13 protein-coding genes and 1 pseudogene are annotated in these 15,421 nt (G+C 72.7%); 3 read left to right on the forward strand and 11 right to left on the reverse strand.

Features of this window, described 5'->3' with window-relative positions; genetic code table 11:
• Nucleotides 1-23: 23 nt before the first annotated feature.
• A complete protein-coding gene (locus A6P39_RS18340) occupies nucleotides 24-1,073 on the reverse strand; it encodes an LCP family protein (RefSeq protein ID WP_199840898.1) in 1,050 nt (349 codons plus the stop codon).
• Nucleotides 1,074-1,225: 152 nt separating this feature from the next.
• Nucleotides 1,226-2,272 carry a LacI family DNA-binding transcriptional regulator gene (locus A6P39_RS18345; protein WP_067050975.1) on the reverse strand — a complete coding sequence of 349 codons (1,047 nt, stop codon included), beginning with the start codon at nucleotides 2,270-2,272 and terminating at the stop codon, nucleotides 1,226-1,228.
• A gap of 153 nt (nucleotides 2,273-2,425) precedes the next feature.
• Between A6P39_RS18345 and A6P39_RS18350 the strand changes: the two genes are divergently transcribed.
• A complete protein-coding gene (locus A6P39_RS18350; RefSeq protein ID WP_067050978.1) occupies nucleotides 2,426-4,774 on the forward strand; it encodes a glycoside hydrolase family 3 N-terminal domain-containing protein in 2,349 nt (782 codons plus the stop codon).
• 153 nt (nucleotides 4,775-4,927) lie between these two features.
• Nucleotides 4,928-5,797, forward strand: a complete 870-nt coding sequence (locus A6P39_RS18355) for a COG4705 family protein (protein ID WP_234379051.1) — start codon at nucleotides 4,928-4,930, stop codon at nucleotides 5,795-5,797.
• A gap of 187 nt (nucleotides 5,798-5,984) precedes the next feature.
• On the opposite strand, the gene A6P39_RS18360 is transcribed toward A6P39_RS18355, so the two are convergent.
• The 4 genes from A6P39_RS18360 to tsaB are packed head-to-tail and all read right to left on the reverse strand — an operon-like array spanning nucleotide 5,985 to nucleotide 8,479.
• Complete coding sequence (locus A6P39_RS18360; RefSeq protein ID WP_067050984.1) at nucleotides 5,985-6,242, reverse strand: hypothetical protein; 258 nt, start codon at nucleotides 6,240-6,242, stop codon at nucleotides 5,985-5,987.
• Nucleotides 6,239-7,336 carry a tRNA (adenosine(37)-N6)-threonylcarbamoyltransferase complex transferase subunit TsaD gene (gene tsaD, locus A6P39_RS18365; protein ID WP_067050987.1) on the reverse strand — a complete coding sequence of 366 codons (1,098 nt, stop codon included), beginning with the start codon at nucleotides 7,334-7,336 and terminating at the stop codon, nucleotides 6,239-6,241. The genes A6P39_RS18360 and tsaD overlap by 4 nt, the downstream gene beginning before the upstream one ends.
• The gene (rimI, locus tag A6P39_RS18370; RefSeq protein WP_067051026.1) at nucleotides 7,329-7,805 is read right to left on the reverse strand and encodes a ribosomal protein S18-alanine N-acetyltransferase; all 477 of its coding nucleotides are present in this window, start codon (nucleotides 7,803-7,805) and stop codon (nucleotides 7,329-7,331) included. Before rimI ends, tsaD begins: the two co-directional genes overlap by 8 nt.
• A gap of 17 nt (nucleotides 7,806-7,822) precedes the next feature.
• Complete coding sequence (tsaB, locus tag A6P39_RS18375) at nucleotides 7,823-8,479, reverse strand: tRNA (adenosine(37)-N6)-threonylcarbamoyltransferase complex dimerization subunit type 1 TsaB (RefSeq protein ID WP_067050990.1); 657 nt, start codon at nucleotides 8,477-8,479, stop codon at nucleotides 7,823-7,825.
• A gap of 181 nt (nucleotides 8,480-8,660) precedes the next feature.
• Between tsaB and A6P39_RS18380 the strand changes: the two genes are divergently transcribed.
• Entirely contained in the window at nucleotides 8,661-9,221 is a 561-nt protein-coding gene (locus A6P39_RS18380) for a hypothetical protein (protein ID WP_067039940.1), read from the forward strand.
• Nucleotides 9,222-9,333: 112 nt separating this feature from the next.
• Here the strand turns inward: A6P39_RS18380 and A6P39_RS18385 are convergent.
• From A6P39_RS18385 to A6P39_RS18405, 5 genes and pseudogenes are all read right to left on the reverse strand, one after another.
• Nucleotides 9,334-10,907, reverse strand: a pseudogene (locus tag A6P39_RS18385) (IS1182 family transposase).
• Nucleotides 10,908-11,340: 433 nt separating this feature from the next.
• The gene (gene tsaE / locus A6P39_RS18390) at nucleotides 11,341-11,862 is read right to left on the reverse strand and encodes a tRNA (adenosine(37)-N6)-threonylcarbamoyltransferase complex ATPase subunit type 1 TsaE (protein WP_067055788.1); all 522 of its coding nucleotides are present in this window, start codon (nucleotides 11,860-11,862) and stop codon (nucleotides 11,341-11,343) included.
• The gene (locus A6P39_RS18395) at nucleotides 11,819-13,087 is read right to left on the reverse strand and encodes an alpha/beta fold hydrolase (RefSeq protein WP_067055791.1); all 1,269 of its coding nucleotides are present in this window, start codon (nucleotides 13,085-13,087) and stop codon (nucleotides 11,819-11,821) included. Before A6P39_RS18395 ends, tsaE begins: the two co-directional genes overlap by 44 nt.
• Nucleotides 13,088-13,221: 134 nt before the next feature.
• Nucleotides 13,222-14,391, reverse strand: a complete 1,170-nt coding sequence (alr, locus tag A6P39_RS18400; protein WP_067055794.1) for an alanine racemase — start codon at nucleotides 14,389-14,391, stop codon at nucleotides 13,222-13,224.
• Nucleotides 14,392-14,437: 46 nt separating this feature from the next.
• Nucleotides 14,438-15,340, reverse strand: coding sequence for a L,D-transpeptidase family protein (locus tag A6P39_RS18405; RefSeq protein ID WP_067055797.1), 903 nt, complete (start codon nucleotides 15,338-15,340; stop codon nucleotides 14,438-14,440).
• Nucleotides 15,341-15,421 lie beyond the last annotated feature (81 nt).

Raw genomic sequence — 15,421 nt, forward strand, 5'->3', positions numbered from 1 at the left:
TCCGCGGGTTTCCCCGGGACCCCTCAGCGCAGCGACGCCCACAGCTCGCTCGCCGCCGGTTCCTCGGCGATCACCCGGTTGGGGTCCGAGGGGGCCGTGACGACCGGCATCATCACCGTCTTCACGTGGTCGGAGGCGAGGCCCTTCAGGCTCTGGCCGAGCCGGGTCAGTTCGCCCAGCGAGTCCAGGCCGGTGTCGGTGGTGAGGCCGGCGGTGACCGCGTCGGCGACCCGGTACAGCCTGGCCGGGTCGGTGAGCAGGCTGGTGCCGGCCATCTGTGCCAGCAGGGCCTTCACCAGCTTCTGCTGGAGCCCTATGCGGCCGAGATCGCTGCCGTCGCCTATGCCGTGGCGGGTGCGGGCGAGGGCCAGGGCCTGCTTGCCGTCGAGGTGGTGGGTGCCGGCGGCCAGGTCCAGATGGCTGTAGTCGTCGTGGATGTCCTGGCCGGTGGTGACGGTGACCCCGCCGAGCGCGTCCACCAGCTTGGCGAAGCCGGAGAAGTCGATCCCCAGGTAGTGGTCCATGCGGACGCCGGTGACGGACTCGACGGTCTTCACCGCGCACACCGGCCCGCCCAGTTCGTAGGCGGTGTTGAACATCGCGCCGTACGCCACCGCCGTCGACCTCCCGGAGGCGAGCGGGCAGGACGGGCGGGTGACGAGGGTGTCGCGCGGGATGCTGACCACGGTGGCCCGGGTCCGGCCCGCGTCGATGTGCACGACCATCGCGGTGTCCGAGCGGGCGCCGGAGCTGTCGCCGCCGCCCAGCTCCTGGTTGGCCTTGCCGCTGCGCGAGTCGGAGCCGAGGACCAGGATGTTCACCGAGCCGCTCGGCAGCGGGGCGGCGGAGGCCGACGCGGACGGGGTGATCATCGCCTTGGCGGGGCGGTCGTCGCCGAGGGCGCCGTTGATGTCGACGCTCTTGATGTTGTGGTTCAGGTGCCAGTACGCCCAGCCCGCGGCGGCCGTGCCCAGCACCAGGGCCCCCGCCAGGGTCACGCCGACGATCTTCAGCGCTCTCGACCGCCGGCCCGCCCGTCCGCCCGTCTCGCCGTGCTCCTCGTGTCGCGTCACGGCAGGAACGTAAGTCCGAATTATTAGGGGACTGTTAGCGGTAGCGGTGAGAATCGGCTTTCTTCGGAAATTCTCATGCACCGCCCGCCCCGAAAGTTTCGATCACCTGTCCGACTGGCTTCGGAGCAGTGCGGGGCGGCCTTCGGCGCCCGTCAGTGCGCGCCCTGCCGGACCGCCGCGGGCGCGTCGGTGCTGCTGCGCACCACCAGACTCGTCGCCAGCTCCACCCGGGTCGCCGCCCGTTCCTCCTGCTCGCGCCCCAGTTCCAGCACCAGCCGGGCCGCCGCCTCGGCCATCTCGGTCAGCGGCTGGCGCACGGTGGTCAGCGGCGGGCCCACCCAGCGGGCCACCGGCAGGTCGTCGAAGCCGACCACGCTGAGGTCCTCCGGGATGCGCAGGCCCAGCTCGCGGGCGGCCTCGTACAGGCCGAGGGCCTGCAGGTCGTTGCCCGCGAAGACGGCGGTGGGCCGGTCGGCGCGGCCGAGCAGCTCCAGGCCGAGGCGGTATCCGGCGTCGTGATGGAAGTCGCCGCCCACGATCAGCGAGGGGTCGACGGGCAGGCCGGCGGTCTCCAGCGCGGCCCGGTAGCCGTCGACCCGGGCGCGGGAGCACATCATCCGGGACGGGCCGCTGATCGCGCCGATCCGGGTGTGGCCGAGTTCCACCAGGTGGCGGGTGGCGGCGAGGCCGCCCTGCCAGTTGGTGGCGCCGATGGAGGGCACGTCCGGGCCCGGGTCGCCGGCCGGGTCCATCACGACGAACGGGATGGACCGGCTGGTCAGCAGCGCCCGCTGGGACTCGTCCAGCCCGGACAGCACCAGCACCACCCCGTGCGGGCGGCGCGCGGCGACCTGGTCGGCCCAGGTCCGGCCCGGCGTGAGTCGCCCGGCCGACTCCGACAGCACGACGCTCAGCCCGGCGTCCCGGGCCACGTTCTCCACGCCCCGGATGACCTCCATCGCCCAGGCGCTCTCCAGCTCGTGGAAGACCAGGTCGATCAGGGGCGAGCGGGACGCCTCGGCGCGACGGCGCCGGTAGCCGTGGGCGCGCAGCAGCTCCTCGACGCGGGTGCGGGTCGCCGGGGCGACATCGGCGCGGCCGTTGAGCACCTTCGAAACAGTCGGAGCGGACACCCCGGCCTCGCGGGCGATTTCGGCGAGGGTCGCCGTCTGGGTTTCTGCGGGCTTCGAAGGCTTCATGCCCGCGATCGTATCCCCGCCGGACCTCTTGACGAAGGCCCGTGCGCGCCATAGTTTCCCGGAACATTCGGAACTATCTACGAAACATTCGCGCACGAGTTCATCAGAGCCACCAGAGCAAGACCGAGCAAGACCGAGCCAGACGGGAGTCCCATGACCATCGCCCCTTGGCGTGACCCCGCCCTGCCCGCCGACGCCCGCGTGGCCGACCTCCTCTCCCGGATGACCCTGGAGGAGAAGGCCGCCCAGCTGTACGGCGTGTGGGTGGGCGCCGCCACGGACGGCGACGGGGTCGCGCCCCTGCAGCGCGAGATGGCGGCCGGCCCCGCCGGCCACGACTGGGACGAGCTGATCACCCGCGGCCTCGGCCAGCTGACCCGCTCGTTCGGCACCGCCCCCGTGGACCCGGCCCTCGCCGCACAGGCCCTGGCCCGTGCGCAGCGGCGGATCGCGGCGGCCGGCCGCTTCGGCATCCCCGCCGTCGCGCACGAGGAGTGCCTGGCCGGCTTCACCGCCTGGCGCGCGACGGCGTACCCGGTCCCGCTCGCCTGGGGCGCCTCCTTCGACCCGGTGCTGGTCGAGGAGATGGGCCGGCGCATCGGCGACGACCTGCGCGCCTGCGGGGTCCACCAGGGCCTGGCCCCCGTCCTGGACGTCGTCCGCGACCCGCGCTGGGGACGGGTCGAGGAGACGATCGGCGAGGACCCGTACCTGGTCGGCACGATCGGCACGGCCTACGTGCGCGGCCTGGAGTCGGCCGGGATCGTCGCCACGCTCAAGCACTTCGCCGGGTACGCGTCCTCGGCCGGCGCCCGGAACCTGGCGCCGGTCAGGGCGGGCGTGCGCGAATTCGCGGACATCACCCTTCCCCCCTTCGAGATGGCACTGCGCGAGGGCGGGGCCCGCTCGGTGATGGCGGCCTACACCGAGACCGACGGCGTGCCCGCCTCCGCCGATCCCCGGCTGCTGACCGAACTGCTGCGCGAGGAGTGGGGCTTCACCGGCACGGTGGTCGCCGACTACTTCGGCATCGGCTTCCTGCAGGCCCTGCACCGGGTCGCGGCGGACGAGGCCGAGGCGGCGCGGCTGGCGCTGGCCGCGGGCGTCGACGTGGAGCTGCCGACCGTGCAGTGCTACGGCACCCCGCTCGTGACCGCCGTACGGCAGGGCCGCGTCCCGGAGTCGCTCGTGGACCGCGCGGCCCGCCGCGTCCTGCTGCAGAAGTGCGAGCTGGGCCTGCTGGACGAGGACTGGCGGCCGGAGCCGGCAGGCCCGGTCGAGCTGGACTCGGCGCGCAACCGCGCCCTGGCCCGGCGGCTGGCCGAGGAGTCGGTGGTCCTGCTGGACAACCCCGGCGGTCTGCTGCCCCTCGCCCCGGACACCCGGATCGCGGTCGTCGGCCCGCGCGCGGCGGACGCGCTCGCCATGCTGGGCTGCTACTCCTTCCCCTCCCACGTCCTCACCCACCACCCCGACGTCCCGCTCGGCATCGAGATCCCGGCCCTGCTGGACGCCCTGCGCGGCGAACTCCCGGACGCCAAGGTCACGTTCGCTCCGGGCTGCGGGGTCCGCGATCCGGACACCGGCGGCTTCGCGGAGGCCGTGGCCCGGGCGGCGGAGGCGGATGTGTGCGTGGCGGTGCTCGGCGACCGGGCGGGCCTGTTCGGCCGGGGCACCTCCGGCGAGGGCTGCGACGTCAGCGACCTCCAACTGCCCGGCGTGCAGGCCGGGTTGCTGGACGCGCTGGTGGCGACCGGTGTCCCGGTGGTCCTCGTCCTGCTGACCGGACGGCCGTACGCGCTGGGGCGCTGGCAGGGCCGGCTCGGCGCGGTGGTGCAGGCCTTCTTCCCCGGCGAGGAGGGCGGCCCGGCGGTGGCGGGGGTCCTGTCCGGCCGGGTGAACCCCTCCGGCCGGCTCCCGGTGAGCGTCCCGCGCCTGCCCGGCGGCCAGCCCTGGACCTACCTCCAGCCCCCGTTGGGCCTGGCCGGCGACGTCAGCAGCCTGGACCCGACCCCGCTGTACCCCTTCGGGCACGGCCGTTCCTACACGACGTTCACCTGGGAGGACGTACGGGGGCCCGAGCCCGTGATCCCGACGGACGGCTCGTGCGACCTCTCGCTGACCGTCCGCAACACCGGTGACCGCGCGGGCGCCGAGGTCGTCCAGCTGTATCTGCACGACCCGGTGGCGAGCGTGACCCGCCCCGACATGCGGCTGATCGGCTACCAGCGCGTGGAGCTGCCCCCCGGCGCGTCCCGCCGACTGGTCTTCCGCTTCCACGCGGACCTGTCCTCGTTCACGGACCGCACGGGGGTACGGGTGGTGGAGCCCGGCGCGCTGGAGCTGCGGCTCGGCGCGTCGAGTACGGACGTACGGCACACGGCGCGGATCCGGCTCACCGGGCCGGTACGAGCGGTGGGGGCCGTTCGGCGGCTGCGGTGCGAGGTGGAGGTGTCCGGGGAAACGGTGTCCGAGGGAACGGTGTCCGAGGGAACGGATTGAACGCCGGGGGCCGGGTGGAACGTATGGGGCTGCGGCGGAAGCATATCGAACCAATTTCCGCAAGACCCCTGACACGGGCGTTCAGGCTGCTTTCAGGTTGCCCCTGGCAGGGTCGGGCAGTAAATGATCACCCCCCACCCGGCAGGAGCGGTTTTGACGACGACGAAATCCGTCATGAAGAAACTGCCCGAGGTCACCCTCGCGTTCTGGATCATGAAGATCGCGGCGACGACCCTGGGCGAGACCGCCGGAGACCTGTTCTCCCAGACCCTCAAGCTCGGCTACTTCCTCACCACCATCGCCCTGTTCCTGGTCTTCGTGGTGACGCTGGTGGTCCAGCTGCGCTCCGCGCGCTACAACCCGTTCTTCTACTGGACGGTGATCCTGTCGACCTCGATGGCCGGCACCACCATGTCCGACTTCATGAACCGGGACGCCAGCGCCAAGTACCTCGCGAACGGCGCGACTTCGCTCGGCTGGGGACCGCAGGGCCTCGGCCTCGGCTACCCGGAGGGCGCCGCGATCCTCATCTCGCTCCTGCTGCTGATCTTCCTCGGCTGGAAGCTGAGCGGGATGACCTTCCAGATCACCGAGATCGTCACCTTCCGGGGCGAGGCCCTGTTCTGGTCGGCGATCCTGGTCTCCAACACCCTCGGCACCTCGATGGGCGACTTCCTCTCCGACAGTTCGGGCCTCGGCTACCTGGGCGGCGCGGCCCTGGTGACCGGCGTCCTGCTGGTCCTGGTCGCCCTGATGAAGGTCCCGGCCGTGCCGAACGTGCTCCTCTTCTGGATCGCGTTCGTGCTGACCCGCCCGCTGGGCGCCACGGCCGGCGACTTCCTGACCAAGCCGGTCGCCAAGGGCGGCCTGGATCTGGGGACGATGGGCTCCTCGGCGGTGCTGCTCGCGGTGCTGTTCGGCCTGATGGCGTATGCGCACCTGAAGGAACGGCGTTCTGTGGCAGTGGGGTACGGGGGCCTCGAGGCGGAGGCGGCCGAGCCGCAGCGGGCCGGGCACCGGTAAAGCGAAAGTCCCGCCCCGAGGAACGGGGCGGGACTTCATGTGGAGCGCCGGGCAGGCCTTGCACCTGCATCTCCCCGCAGGAAGCGGGACGTCTTTCCTTGGACCACCAACGCACTGCGTCCGATCGGGTGTTCCGGCCGTTCGCTGTGTGATGATCATAGCCCACTGAGGCCGGGTCCGCCAAACCTCAGTCGTCCGGCACCGGCTCGAACCGCCAGCGGTGCACGGCCCGGGTCACCAACTCGCCGCTCGGCTCGGGCAGTTCGGGCAGCTCGGCGTCGTACGGCGCGTCCCACCAGGTGATGACCAGCACCCGGTCCTGCGGCGCCCGGAAGGTCTCGCGCCTGAGCGGCTCGGCAGCCGGCCGCTGTGCACGCACCCAGGCCAGCAGCTCCTCGCCCCGGCCCGCGGCCGCCCGGGCCTCCCACATCAGCGCGACGGTCACCGGTACAGGTTCTCCTTGCTGACCTCGTGCACATGGTCGTGGTTGCCGGGCACGTGCGGGTCGGTCACCGGCAGCGAGGAGTCGGCCGACAGGTCCCAGCTGGAGGCGGCCCGGCCCCGGGCGACCATCTCGGCGCCGAGGGCGGCCACCATCGCGCCGTTGTCCGTGCACAGCTTGGGGCGCGGGACGCGCAGTTCGATGCCCGCCGCCTCACAGCGGTGCCGGGCCAGTTCCCGCAGCCGCGAGTTCGCGGCCACACCGCCGCCGATCATCAGGTGGCCGACACCCTCGTCCTTGCAGGCCCGCACGGCCTTGCGGGTCAGGACGTCCACGACGGCCTCCTGGAAGGAGGCGGCCACGTCGCGGACCGGGACCTCCTCGCCGGCCGCGCGCCTGGCCTCGATCCAGCGCGCCACGGCCGTCTTCAGACCGGAGAAGGAGAAGTCGTAGGCGGGGTCGCGCGGACCGGACAGGCCGCGCGGGAAGGCGATCGCCCCCGGGTCGCCCTCGCGCGCGTACCGGTCGATGACCGGGCCGCCGGGGAAGCCCAGGTTCAGCACGCGGGCGATCTTGTCGAAGGCCTCGCCGGCCGCGTCGTCGATGGTCGAGCCCATCGGGCGGACATCGGAGGTGATGTCCTCGGACAGCAGCAGCGAGGAGTGGCCGCCGGAGACCAGCAGGGCCATCGTCGGCTCGGGCAGCGGGCCGTGCTCCAGCTGGTCGACGCAGATGTGCGAGGCGAGGTGGTTGACGCCGTACAGGGGCTTGCCCAGGGCGTAGGCGTACGCCTTGGCCGCCGAGACGCCGACGAGCAGCGCGCCCGCGAGACCGGGGCCGGCGGTCACGGCGATGCCGTCGAGGTCCCTGGCGGAGATGCCCGCCTCCTTCAGCGCCCGGTCGATGGTGGGGACCATCGCCTCCAGGTGCGCGCGGGAGGCCACCTCGGGCACGACCCCGCCGAAGCGGGCGTGCTCGTCGACGCTGGAGGCGACGGCGTCCGCCAGGAGGGTGGTGCCGCGGACGATGCCGACGCCGGTCTCGTCGCAGGAGGTCTCGATGCCGAGTACGAGAGGCTCGTCGCGTGAGTCAGCCATGGTTCTTCTCTTCGCTTGCTTCTTCGGTGGCTTGGTTGGTGATCAGGCGCATGACCAGGGCGTCCACGTTGCCCGGCTGGTAGTAGCCGCGGCGGAACCCGATGGGCTCGAAGCCGAAGCGCTCGTAGAGCTTCTGGGCGGCGACATTGTCGACCCGGCACTCGAGCAGCACCTCGTGGCACTCGAACGCGGTCGCCGCGCGCAGCAGTTCGGTCAGCAGCTGCCCGCCGAGGCCGGTGCCCTGGTGGGCGCGGGCGACGGCGATGGTCTGCACGTCGGCCTGGTCGCCGGAGGCGGCGAGGCCCGCGTAACCGACGATCCCGTCCTCCTCGGCGACCAGATAGCGGCGGGTCGCCTCGGCGCCCCGGGCGTGGGCCAGCTCGGACCAGAACATGCCCCGGGACCAGGCGTCCTCGGGGAAGAGGTCCTTCTCCAGCTCCAGGACCCGGTCGATGTCCCACCAGCGCATCTCGCGCAGTCGCACGGTCACTTCGGGGTGACCACCTTGTAGTTCTTGGGGACCTGGGCGTCCGGGCGGCGCAGATACAGCGGCCGGGGGGCCGGCAGCTCCTCGCCCGCGGCCATCTTCTCCACGGCCAGCGAGGCGAGGGCGGCGGCGGTGACGTGCTCGGGCTCGTGGACGCGCGGGAACGTGTCCGGGTAGAGCAGCGCGCCCGCGCCGACGGCCGGGAGGCCCGCGACCTGTTCGGCGATGTCCGCCGGGCGGTCCACGGCCGGGTCGGTCAGCCGGGTTCTCGAGTCGGCGTACTTCGCCCAGTAGACCTCCTTGCGCCGGGCGTCGGTCGCCACGACGAAGGGGCCCTTCTCGATGTCGGCGGCGTAGGCGAGGCCGTCCAGCGTGCACATGCCGTGCACCGGGACACCGAGCGCGAGACCGAAGGTGTCGGCGGTCATCAGGCCGACGCGCAGGCCGGTGTAGGGGCCGGGCCCGACGCCGACGACGATGCCGGTGACCGCCGCCGGCGTGAGCCCGGCCTCGGCGAGAACCCGGTCGACGGCCGGCAGCAGCAGCTCCCCGTGCCGGCGCGCGTCCACCTGGCTCGACGAGGCGATGACGTCCGTGCCGTCGTGCAGCGCGACGGTGACGGCGGGTGTTGCGGTATCCAGAGCGAGCAAGAGCACGCGAACAGCCTACGGCGCCGAGGGGCCTGTGTCGGAAATCCCGGCGTCCGCCCGAAGCGCGGCAGGCGGGATTTCCGACACAGGCCCAAGCCCTCGTGCATCGCCGTCCGGGTCGTACGGTCACTGGCTGCTACGGTCTGTACGAAGTACGACATATCGCACGAAGCAGAGGTGGGTGCACGTGGCACGGACCAGCACCGCAGTCGTGGTCGGCCTCACCGCGGCGGCCGTCGGCACCGTCGGCTTCCTCGCCTACCAGGCCCGGACCACCGCGCCCGCCGGCCTGGCCGGCCGGCCCGGGGCGAGCGCGTCCCCCTCGGCCACCGCCGGCAAGGCGCCCCGGGACCCCCGCCACCCGACGGCCCTGCCGAGCGGCTCCGGCATGGGAGAGCGGGTCGTGTACTCGCTGGACGACGACCGGGTCTGGCTGGTCGGCCACGGGAACCGGGTGGAGCGCACCTTCACGGTGGAGCCCGGCACCATCGACCCGCTGCCCGGCTCGTACTGGGTCACGTCCCGCTCGAGCGCCGTCATCGGCACCGACGGCACACCGGTCGAGCATGTCGTGCGGTTCGCCAGCGTCGGCGCGCTGGCGATCGGCTTCAGCGCGGCGGTGACAGAGCGCGCGCACCCGTCGGTCGATCCGGCCCTGAAGACCGGGGGCATCCGCGAGACCCGGGTGGACGGGGACGCGATGTGGAGGTTCGCGACCATCGGGGAGCGGGTCGTGGTGATCCGCTAGTGCCCCGGCAGGCAACGTTTGCCCGGGGCGAATGTTGCCTGTTGGGGCACTAGAAGCCTCATGAAGATCTTGGTGGGGGGCTGTCCGGCCGGAGGCCGGGCAGCCCCTGTTGCTATGCGGTTGGCGGGGCGAGTTGCCAGCGGCCGCCGGTGTGGGTGAGTCCGAGGTTGATCAGTCGGCGGAGGTTGAGGGCGGCGGCTCGGGTGTGGAGCCAGGTGTTGTTGTTGATGGTTCCGCGGTAGCGCAGGCGGCGGTTGCCGTGCTGGACGAGCCAGGCGACGGCTCGTTCGACCGGTGGTCTCCAGCGCCGGTAGTCGGCTTGCCAGTCCGGGTCGGTGGCGGCTTGGTGGCGGGCCGCGGCCTGGAGGTCGTGGTGGGGGCGGATGGTCAGGATGCGGCCGGCCTTGGCCTTGGTGCACCGCTCACGCAGCGGGCATCGGGTGCACAGGTCCTTGAAGGCGGCCTTGCGCTGGTGGTGCTGTCCGCCGGGGTCCGACAGGGGGACCGTGTGCCCGGCGGGGCAGGTCACGAGGGCGGCGGTGGTGTTGATGGTGAAGTCGTCCAGGTGAAGCCGCCGGGGACGGCGGGCCGTAGCGGGGCGGGTTTGAAGAACAGCCGGTGTCCCGCCTGGTGGAGGGCTTGGCGCGTGTCGGAGTAGGCGGTGTCGCCGAAGGCGTCCACCGGGTTCTCCTCGTCGGCCAGCAGGTCCAGGCCGACGGTGGCCTCGTGGTGCTCGGCTCCGGCGCCGGGCCGCAGAGCCACGGCGGTGTATAAGCCGGTCTCGGGCTCGATGGCCAGGTGGGCTTTGTATCCGTCCTGCTGGTGGGTGCGGGTCTTGTGGATGTGGCGGGCTTCGGGGTCGACGGTGGACACGACGCGGCCTGGAGCGGTCCCCTGGCTGATGCGCCAGCGTCCGTCGCGGCCGTCGGAGTCCTCGGCCTGCTCGACATCCTGCCCGGCGACCAGGGCCAGCAGGCCGAGTGCGTTGGCCGCCTTCTCGCCCAGTTCCTGCTCGGGCAGGTGGCCCAGCAGCCTGAGTGCGTCGGTGACCAGAGCGTCGACGAGTGCGGCGCGGGCCTGTTCGTCGTTCCAGGCGATACGGGGCTTGCCGGGATCGGTGTAGTCATGCGCGGTGCACTGCACCGCGGCCACCTCGCCGGCCCCGGGGACCTCGCGGATCACCGCGCGGACGGCGCCGATGAGCTGGGTGACGGTGTCCTGGGTGGCGACCGCGTCGTCCAGCACGGTGGAGTCCAGAGCCCGCCGGTGCTTGCCCTTCAGCACGCCGGTGGCCTTCACGACCTCCCGCACCGCCTCGAACACCCGGTTGGGCCGGGGCGAACGCGATAGCCGGCGCCGGAAGTAGGCCAGCAACGACGGATCGAACGCCATGTCATGCAGACCGAGTCCGCAGGCGGCCTTCCATCGCAGGTCACACCGCAGTTCCTGGACCGTCTCGAAGTCCGACAGCCCGTGCAGGGACTGCAGCGTGATCGCCGCGGCCAGGATCTGCGGCGGCATGCTCGGCCGCCCGTTCGCCGACGGGTACATGTCCGCGAACATCTCAGCCGGAAACAGCGCACCACGGTGCTCGGCCAGAAACGCGAACACACTCCCCGCCGGGATCAACTCCCGGCAGGTCTCCCACACATCCGGTCCGACCGTCTCCCCGGCCCATTCCCCCATCACCACGAAACGAGTCTGGCCCCGCCGTTCACGCGGCGGGGCCAGAACCCCAAGATCTTCATGACCCTTCTAGGCCCTGTCGGCGCGGGGACGCGGCCCGTCGCCCGGACGCGGGTCCGGCCGCGGGTCCGTGGACCCTCGCGCAGGCGCGGCGGCAGCCGTATGTCCGGCGCGGCCCCGGGTCCCCCGTGGCGTTTCGGGGCGTTCCGGCGCCCGCGGCGGTCTCGAGATCGCGTCCGCCGCCGCGCACGAGGCCAGCAGGTCGTGCATGGAGACCCCGGTGGGGCGGGTTGTGGTCATGGACGCCTCCTGAGGTGCGGGGGCGGCGCAGTTAGGCACACCTAACTACGGGCTGGACACCATGTGACCATGCCGGGGACGTGCTGCGCAATATCTTGCCGACGGGCTGTCGGAATCCCGCCGCTTCCGCTGCTCAGGCTGTGAGCGTGTCCAGGTCCGCCCCGGCCCAGCGCTCCCCCAGCCCGGTGAGCGTGACGTGCCGTACCTCGTCGGACGTGTCGCCGACGGCGCGGTGGATGACGACCTGGAGCCGGTCCTCGGTCAGCTCCTCGACCTTGCCCTCGCCCCACTCCACGACGATCACCGAGTCGGGCAGCGAGACGTCGAGGTCCAGGTCCTCCATCTCGTCCAGGCCGCCGCCGAGCCGGTAGGCGTCGACGTGCACCAGGGGCGGGCCGTCGCCGAGGGAGGGGTGCACCCGGGCGATCACGAAGGTCGGCGAGGTGACCGCGCCGCGCACGCCCAGGCCCTCGCCGAGCCCTCGGGTCAGCGTGGTCTTGCCCGCGCCCAGTTCCCCGCTGAGCATCACCAGGTCGCCCGCGCGCAGCAGCTTGGCCAGGCGGCGGCCCAGTTCGCGCATCTGCTCGGGCGAGGTGATCGTCAGCCGGGTCTCAGCGGGGTCCTGCGGTGCTGCTGGTGCTGCCGGTCGTTCCATAGCCACTAACCGTAGCCCCTGCCGGCACGGCACCCGCGCGGGTGAGCAGATCCGCGAGACGGTCGGTGACCGCTTCCGGGTGCTCCAGCATCACCAGGTGTCCGGCGTCCGGGACGAGCACCAGCTCGCACTCGGGCAGCAGATCGCCGATGACCTCGCTGTGCTCGCTGGGCGTGACCAGGTCCTGGACGCCGGCCAGCACCAGCACGGGCATGTCCCGGAAGCAGTCGAGGGCCTCGGTCTTGTCGTGGTCGGAGAAGGCCGGGTAGAACTCGGCGACCACGTCGATCGGCGTCGACTCGATCATCCGCTCGGCGAACCGCTCGACGGCCGGGTCGACGTCCCGCCCGGCGAACGAGTACCGCTTGATGATCCCGGCGAACAGATCGGCGGTCGCCCGCCGGCCCTTCTCCACCAGCTCCGCCTGCTGTCCGAGCGCCTTCAGCACGCCCGGCAGGATCCGGCGCACCGCGTTGACCCCGGCGACCGGCAGCCCGAAGTTGACCTCGCCGAGCCGCCCGGAGGAGGTGCCGACGAAGGCGGTGGCGACGACCCGGTCCCGGATCAGCTCCGGGTACTGGGCGGCGAGGGCCATGATCGTCATCCCGCCCATCGAGTGCCCGACCAGCACGATCGGTCCCTCGGGCACGGCGGCGTCGAGCACGGCCTTCAGATCGCGGCCGAGCTGGTCGATGGTGACCGGCACCCGGTCCCGGGTCTGGGCCACGCCCCGGCCGGAGCGGCCGTGGCTGCGCTGGTCCCAGTGCACGGTCCGCACCACCCCGCGCAGGGCCGCGCGCTGGAAGTGCCAGGAGTCCTGGTTGAGGCAGTAGCCGTGGCTGAAGACGACGGTGACCGGGGCGGGGGCCTTTCGGCCGAAGAGCCTTCGCCTGCGCGGGGAGACGTTCGGCCCGGTGTCGGGCTCGGCCTCGTCGACCTCGTAGTACAGCTCGGTGCCGTCGTCGGCGTGTGCCTTGCCGGAGGTGCCGCGCAGGGTGCCGTAGGGGCCCGCGGAGTCCAGGGCCAGCCGGGCCTTGCGGCGCATGCCGCGCCCCACCGTCATCCGCTCGACGGCCACTCCGGCCGCCGCGCCCGCGGCGAGGACGCCTATCGCGGCTCCGGCGATGCCGGTCGCCCGGCGCCAGCCGCCGGCCGCTCCCGCGGCGGAGGCGGCGGCCGCCGAGGCGACGACGTCCGCCACGGCCTCCGCGCTGCTCTCGCTCACGTACCGCTCCTCTTCGCCGTACTGCAGTTCGTCCGGGTGGGTGAAAGAGATGGAACCGAAGATTGCTCGTGTGGTGCTGGAGTGCCGCCGTGCGCCGCGGTCAACCGTCGCTCCGGGAGCCGCTCTCGGAGCGGTTACCCGATTTCTTCCCCGTTCACATAGACGCGGGGAACCCGGGTTCCGATGCGCGTGACGATTTCGTACGCGATCGTGCCGCAGGCCTGCGCCCAGTCCTCGGCGGTGGGCTCGCCGCGGTCGCCGGGCCCGAACAGCACGGCCTCGCTGCCCACCGCGGGCTCGTCCCCGCCGAGGTCCACCACGAACTGGTCCATGGCGACCCGCCCGGCGACGGTACGCCACTTGCCCTCGACGAGCACCGGGCCGGTGCCCGAGGCGTGCCGGGGAACGCCGTCCGCGTAGCCCACCGGCACCAGGCCGAGGGTGGTCTCGCCGGCCGTGACGTAGTGGTGGCCGTAACTGACCCCGTGCCCGCCCGGGACGCGCTTGACCAGGGCCAGCGAGGCGCTGAGCGTCATCACCGGGCGCAGCCCGAAGTCGGCCGGCGTGCCCAGCTCGGGAATCGGCGAGATGCCGTACATGGCGATGCCCGTGCGGACGAGGTCGAAGTGGGTCTCGGGAAGGGTGAGCGTGGCGGGCGAGTTGGCGATGTGCCGCACCTCGGGGCGCACGCCCTGCTCCTCGGCGTACGCCAGCATCTCCCGGAAGCGGTCGAGCTGGGCGGTGATGGACGGATGCCCGGGCTCGTCGGCGCAGGCGAAGTGCGACCACAGGCCGGTCACCCGCACCAGTCCCGCGGCCTCCGCGCGCAGGGCCTCGCCGACCAGCTCCCGCCAGTCCGGGCCGGGCTGGCAGCCGTTGCGGCCGAGCCCGGTGTCGGCCTTGAGCTGCACGCGCGCGGGCCGCCCGGCCTCGCGGGCCGCGGCGACGGCCTCCCGCAGGGCCCACATCCCGCTCAGGGACACGTCGATACCGGCCTCGATCGCCTGCCGCCAGGGCCCGCCGGGCGCCCACAGCCAGCACAGGACCGGGCCCGGCAGCCCGGCCGCGCGCAGGGCGAGGGCCTCCTCGGGCGTGGCCGTGCCGAGCCAGGTCGCGCCCGCCGCGAGGGCCGCGCGGGCACACGGCACCGCCCCGTGGCCGTATCCGTCGGACTTGACGACGGCCATCAGGGCCGCGCCCGGCGTCCGGGCGCGCAGGGCCCGCACATTGGCGCGCAGGGCACCCAGATCGATCTCGGCCCGGGCGCGCAGGGGGGCGGTCGGCTCAGCTGCTGTCTCACTCATGGCGCCCCCAGTCTCTCAGAGGGCCGCGCGGGCCCCTTGCGCAGTCTCAGGTACCGGGCCGCCGCCCCCACACGTAGACATGGTCGCCCTTCTTCAGCACGTCCCACAGCGTGCGCGCGTCGCCGAGCCTCAGATTGACGCAGCCGTAGGAGCCGACGGTGGTGTAGATGCTGCCGTACACGCCGTGGAAGGCCTCGCCGCCGTCGAAGAACTGGGCATACGGCATGGGCTGGTTGTAGAGCGTGGACACATGGTTCTTGTGCCGCCAGTAGACGGTGTGCCAGCCCGTGCGGGTGACGTGTGCCTTGCGTCCGCTGCGCATCGGCACCGGCCCGAACACCACCTCGGAGCCCTTCTGCACCCAGGTGAGCTGCCGGTCCAGATCGACACAGGCGACGGTGTACGACCGCACGGGACACTTCTTGGCCGCGTTCGGATTGCTTCTGGCCGAGACCAGCATCATGGTCGACCAGGTGACCGGCCCGGCGAACCCGCTCGCGGGCTTGATGCCGTACCTGAGCTGGAAGGCGCGGATGGCCTTGCAGTCGGCGGCGGACTGCTTGCCGTCCACCCGCAGCTTCAGCCACCGCTCCACCTGCCGCTGGTACGGCCCGGTCCGCCTGCTGCACGCGACCTTGGCGACGGCGTCGTCGAGCGGCACGTACTCGATGAGGTCGTACGCCCCCGCCGGCGCCTCCCGCGGCTCGATACGGTCCTCGCGCAGCGGCGGCGTGTACACCTTCGGCGGCAGCGCCTGGTCGGGCGTGTCGATCTGCCAGGGCCGGGCGGCACCGGGGCCGATGCCCGGCACCAGCTCGGGACCGGGGGCGGGGGGCGCGGGGACGGCGGCCGACGGCGCGGCGGCCAGGGCGGTTCCGGCCGCCGGGAGAGCCGTCGTGGCGGCGAGCAGCACCGCGACACCCCAGGACGCGATTCGTCTGCTGATCATGCAGTCAGCCAAACGTGCGGCTCCGCCGGATCAGCGGTGCCGCGCGGTGGGGTCACCCGGGGGGTGGAGCCGGGTACGGCC

It is taken from the genome of Streptomyces sp. FXJ1.172 (assembly GCF_001636945.3).
In the GTDB taxonomy this organism is placed as follows: Bacteria; Actinomycetota; Actinomycetes; order Streptomycetales; family Streptomycetaceae; genus Streptomyces.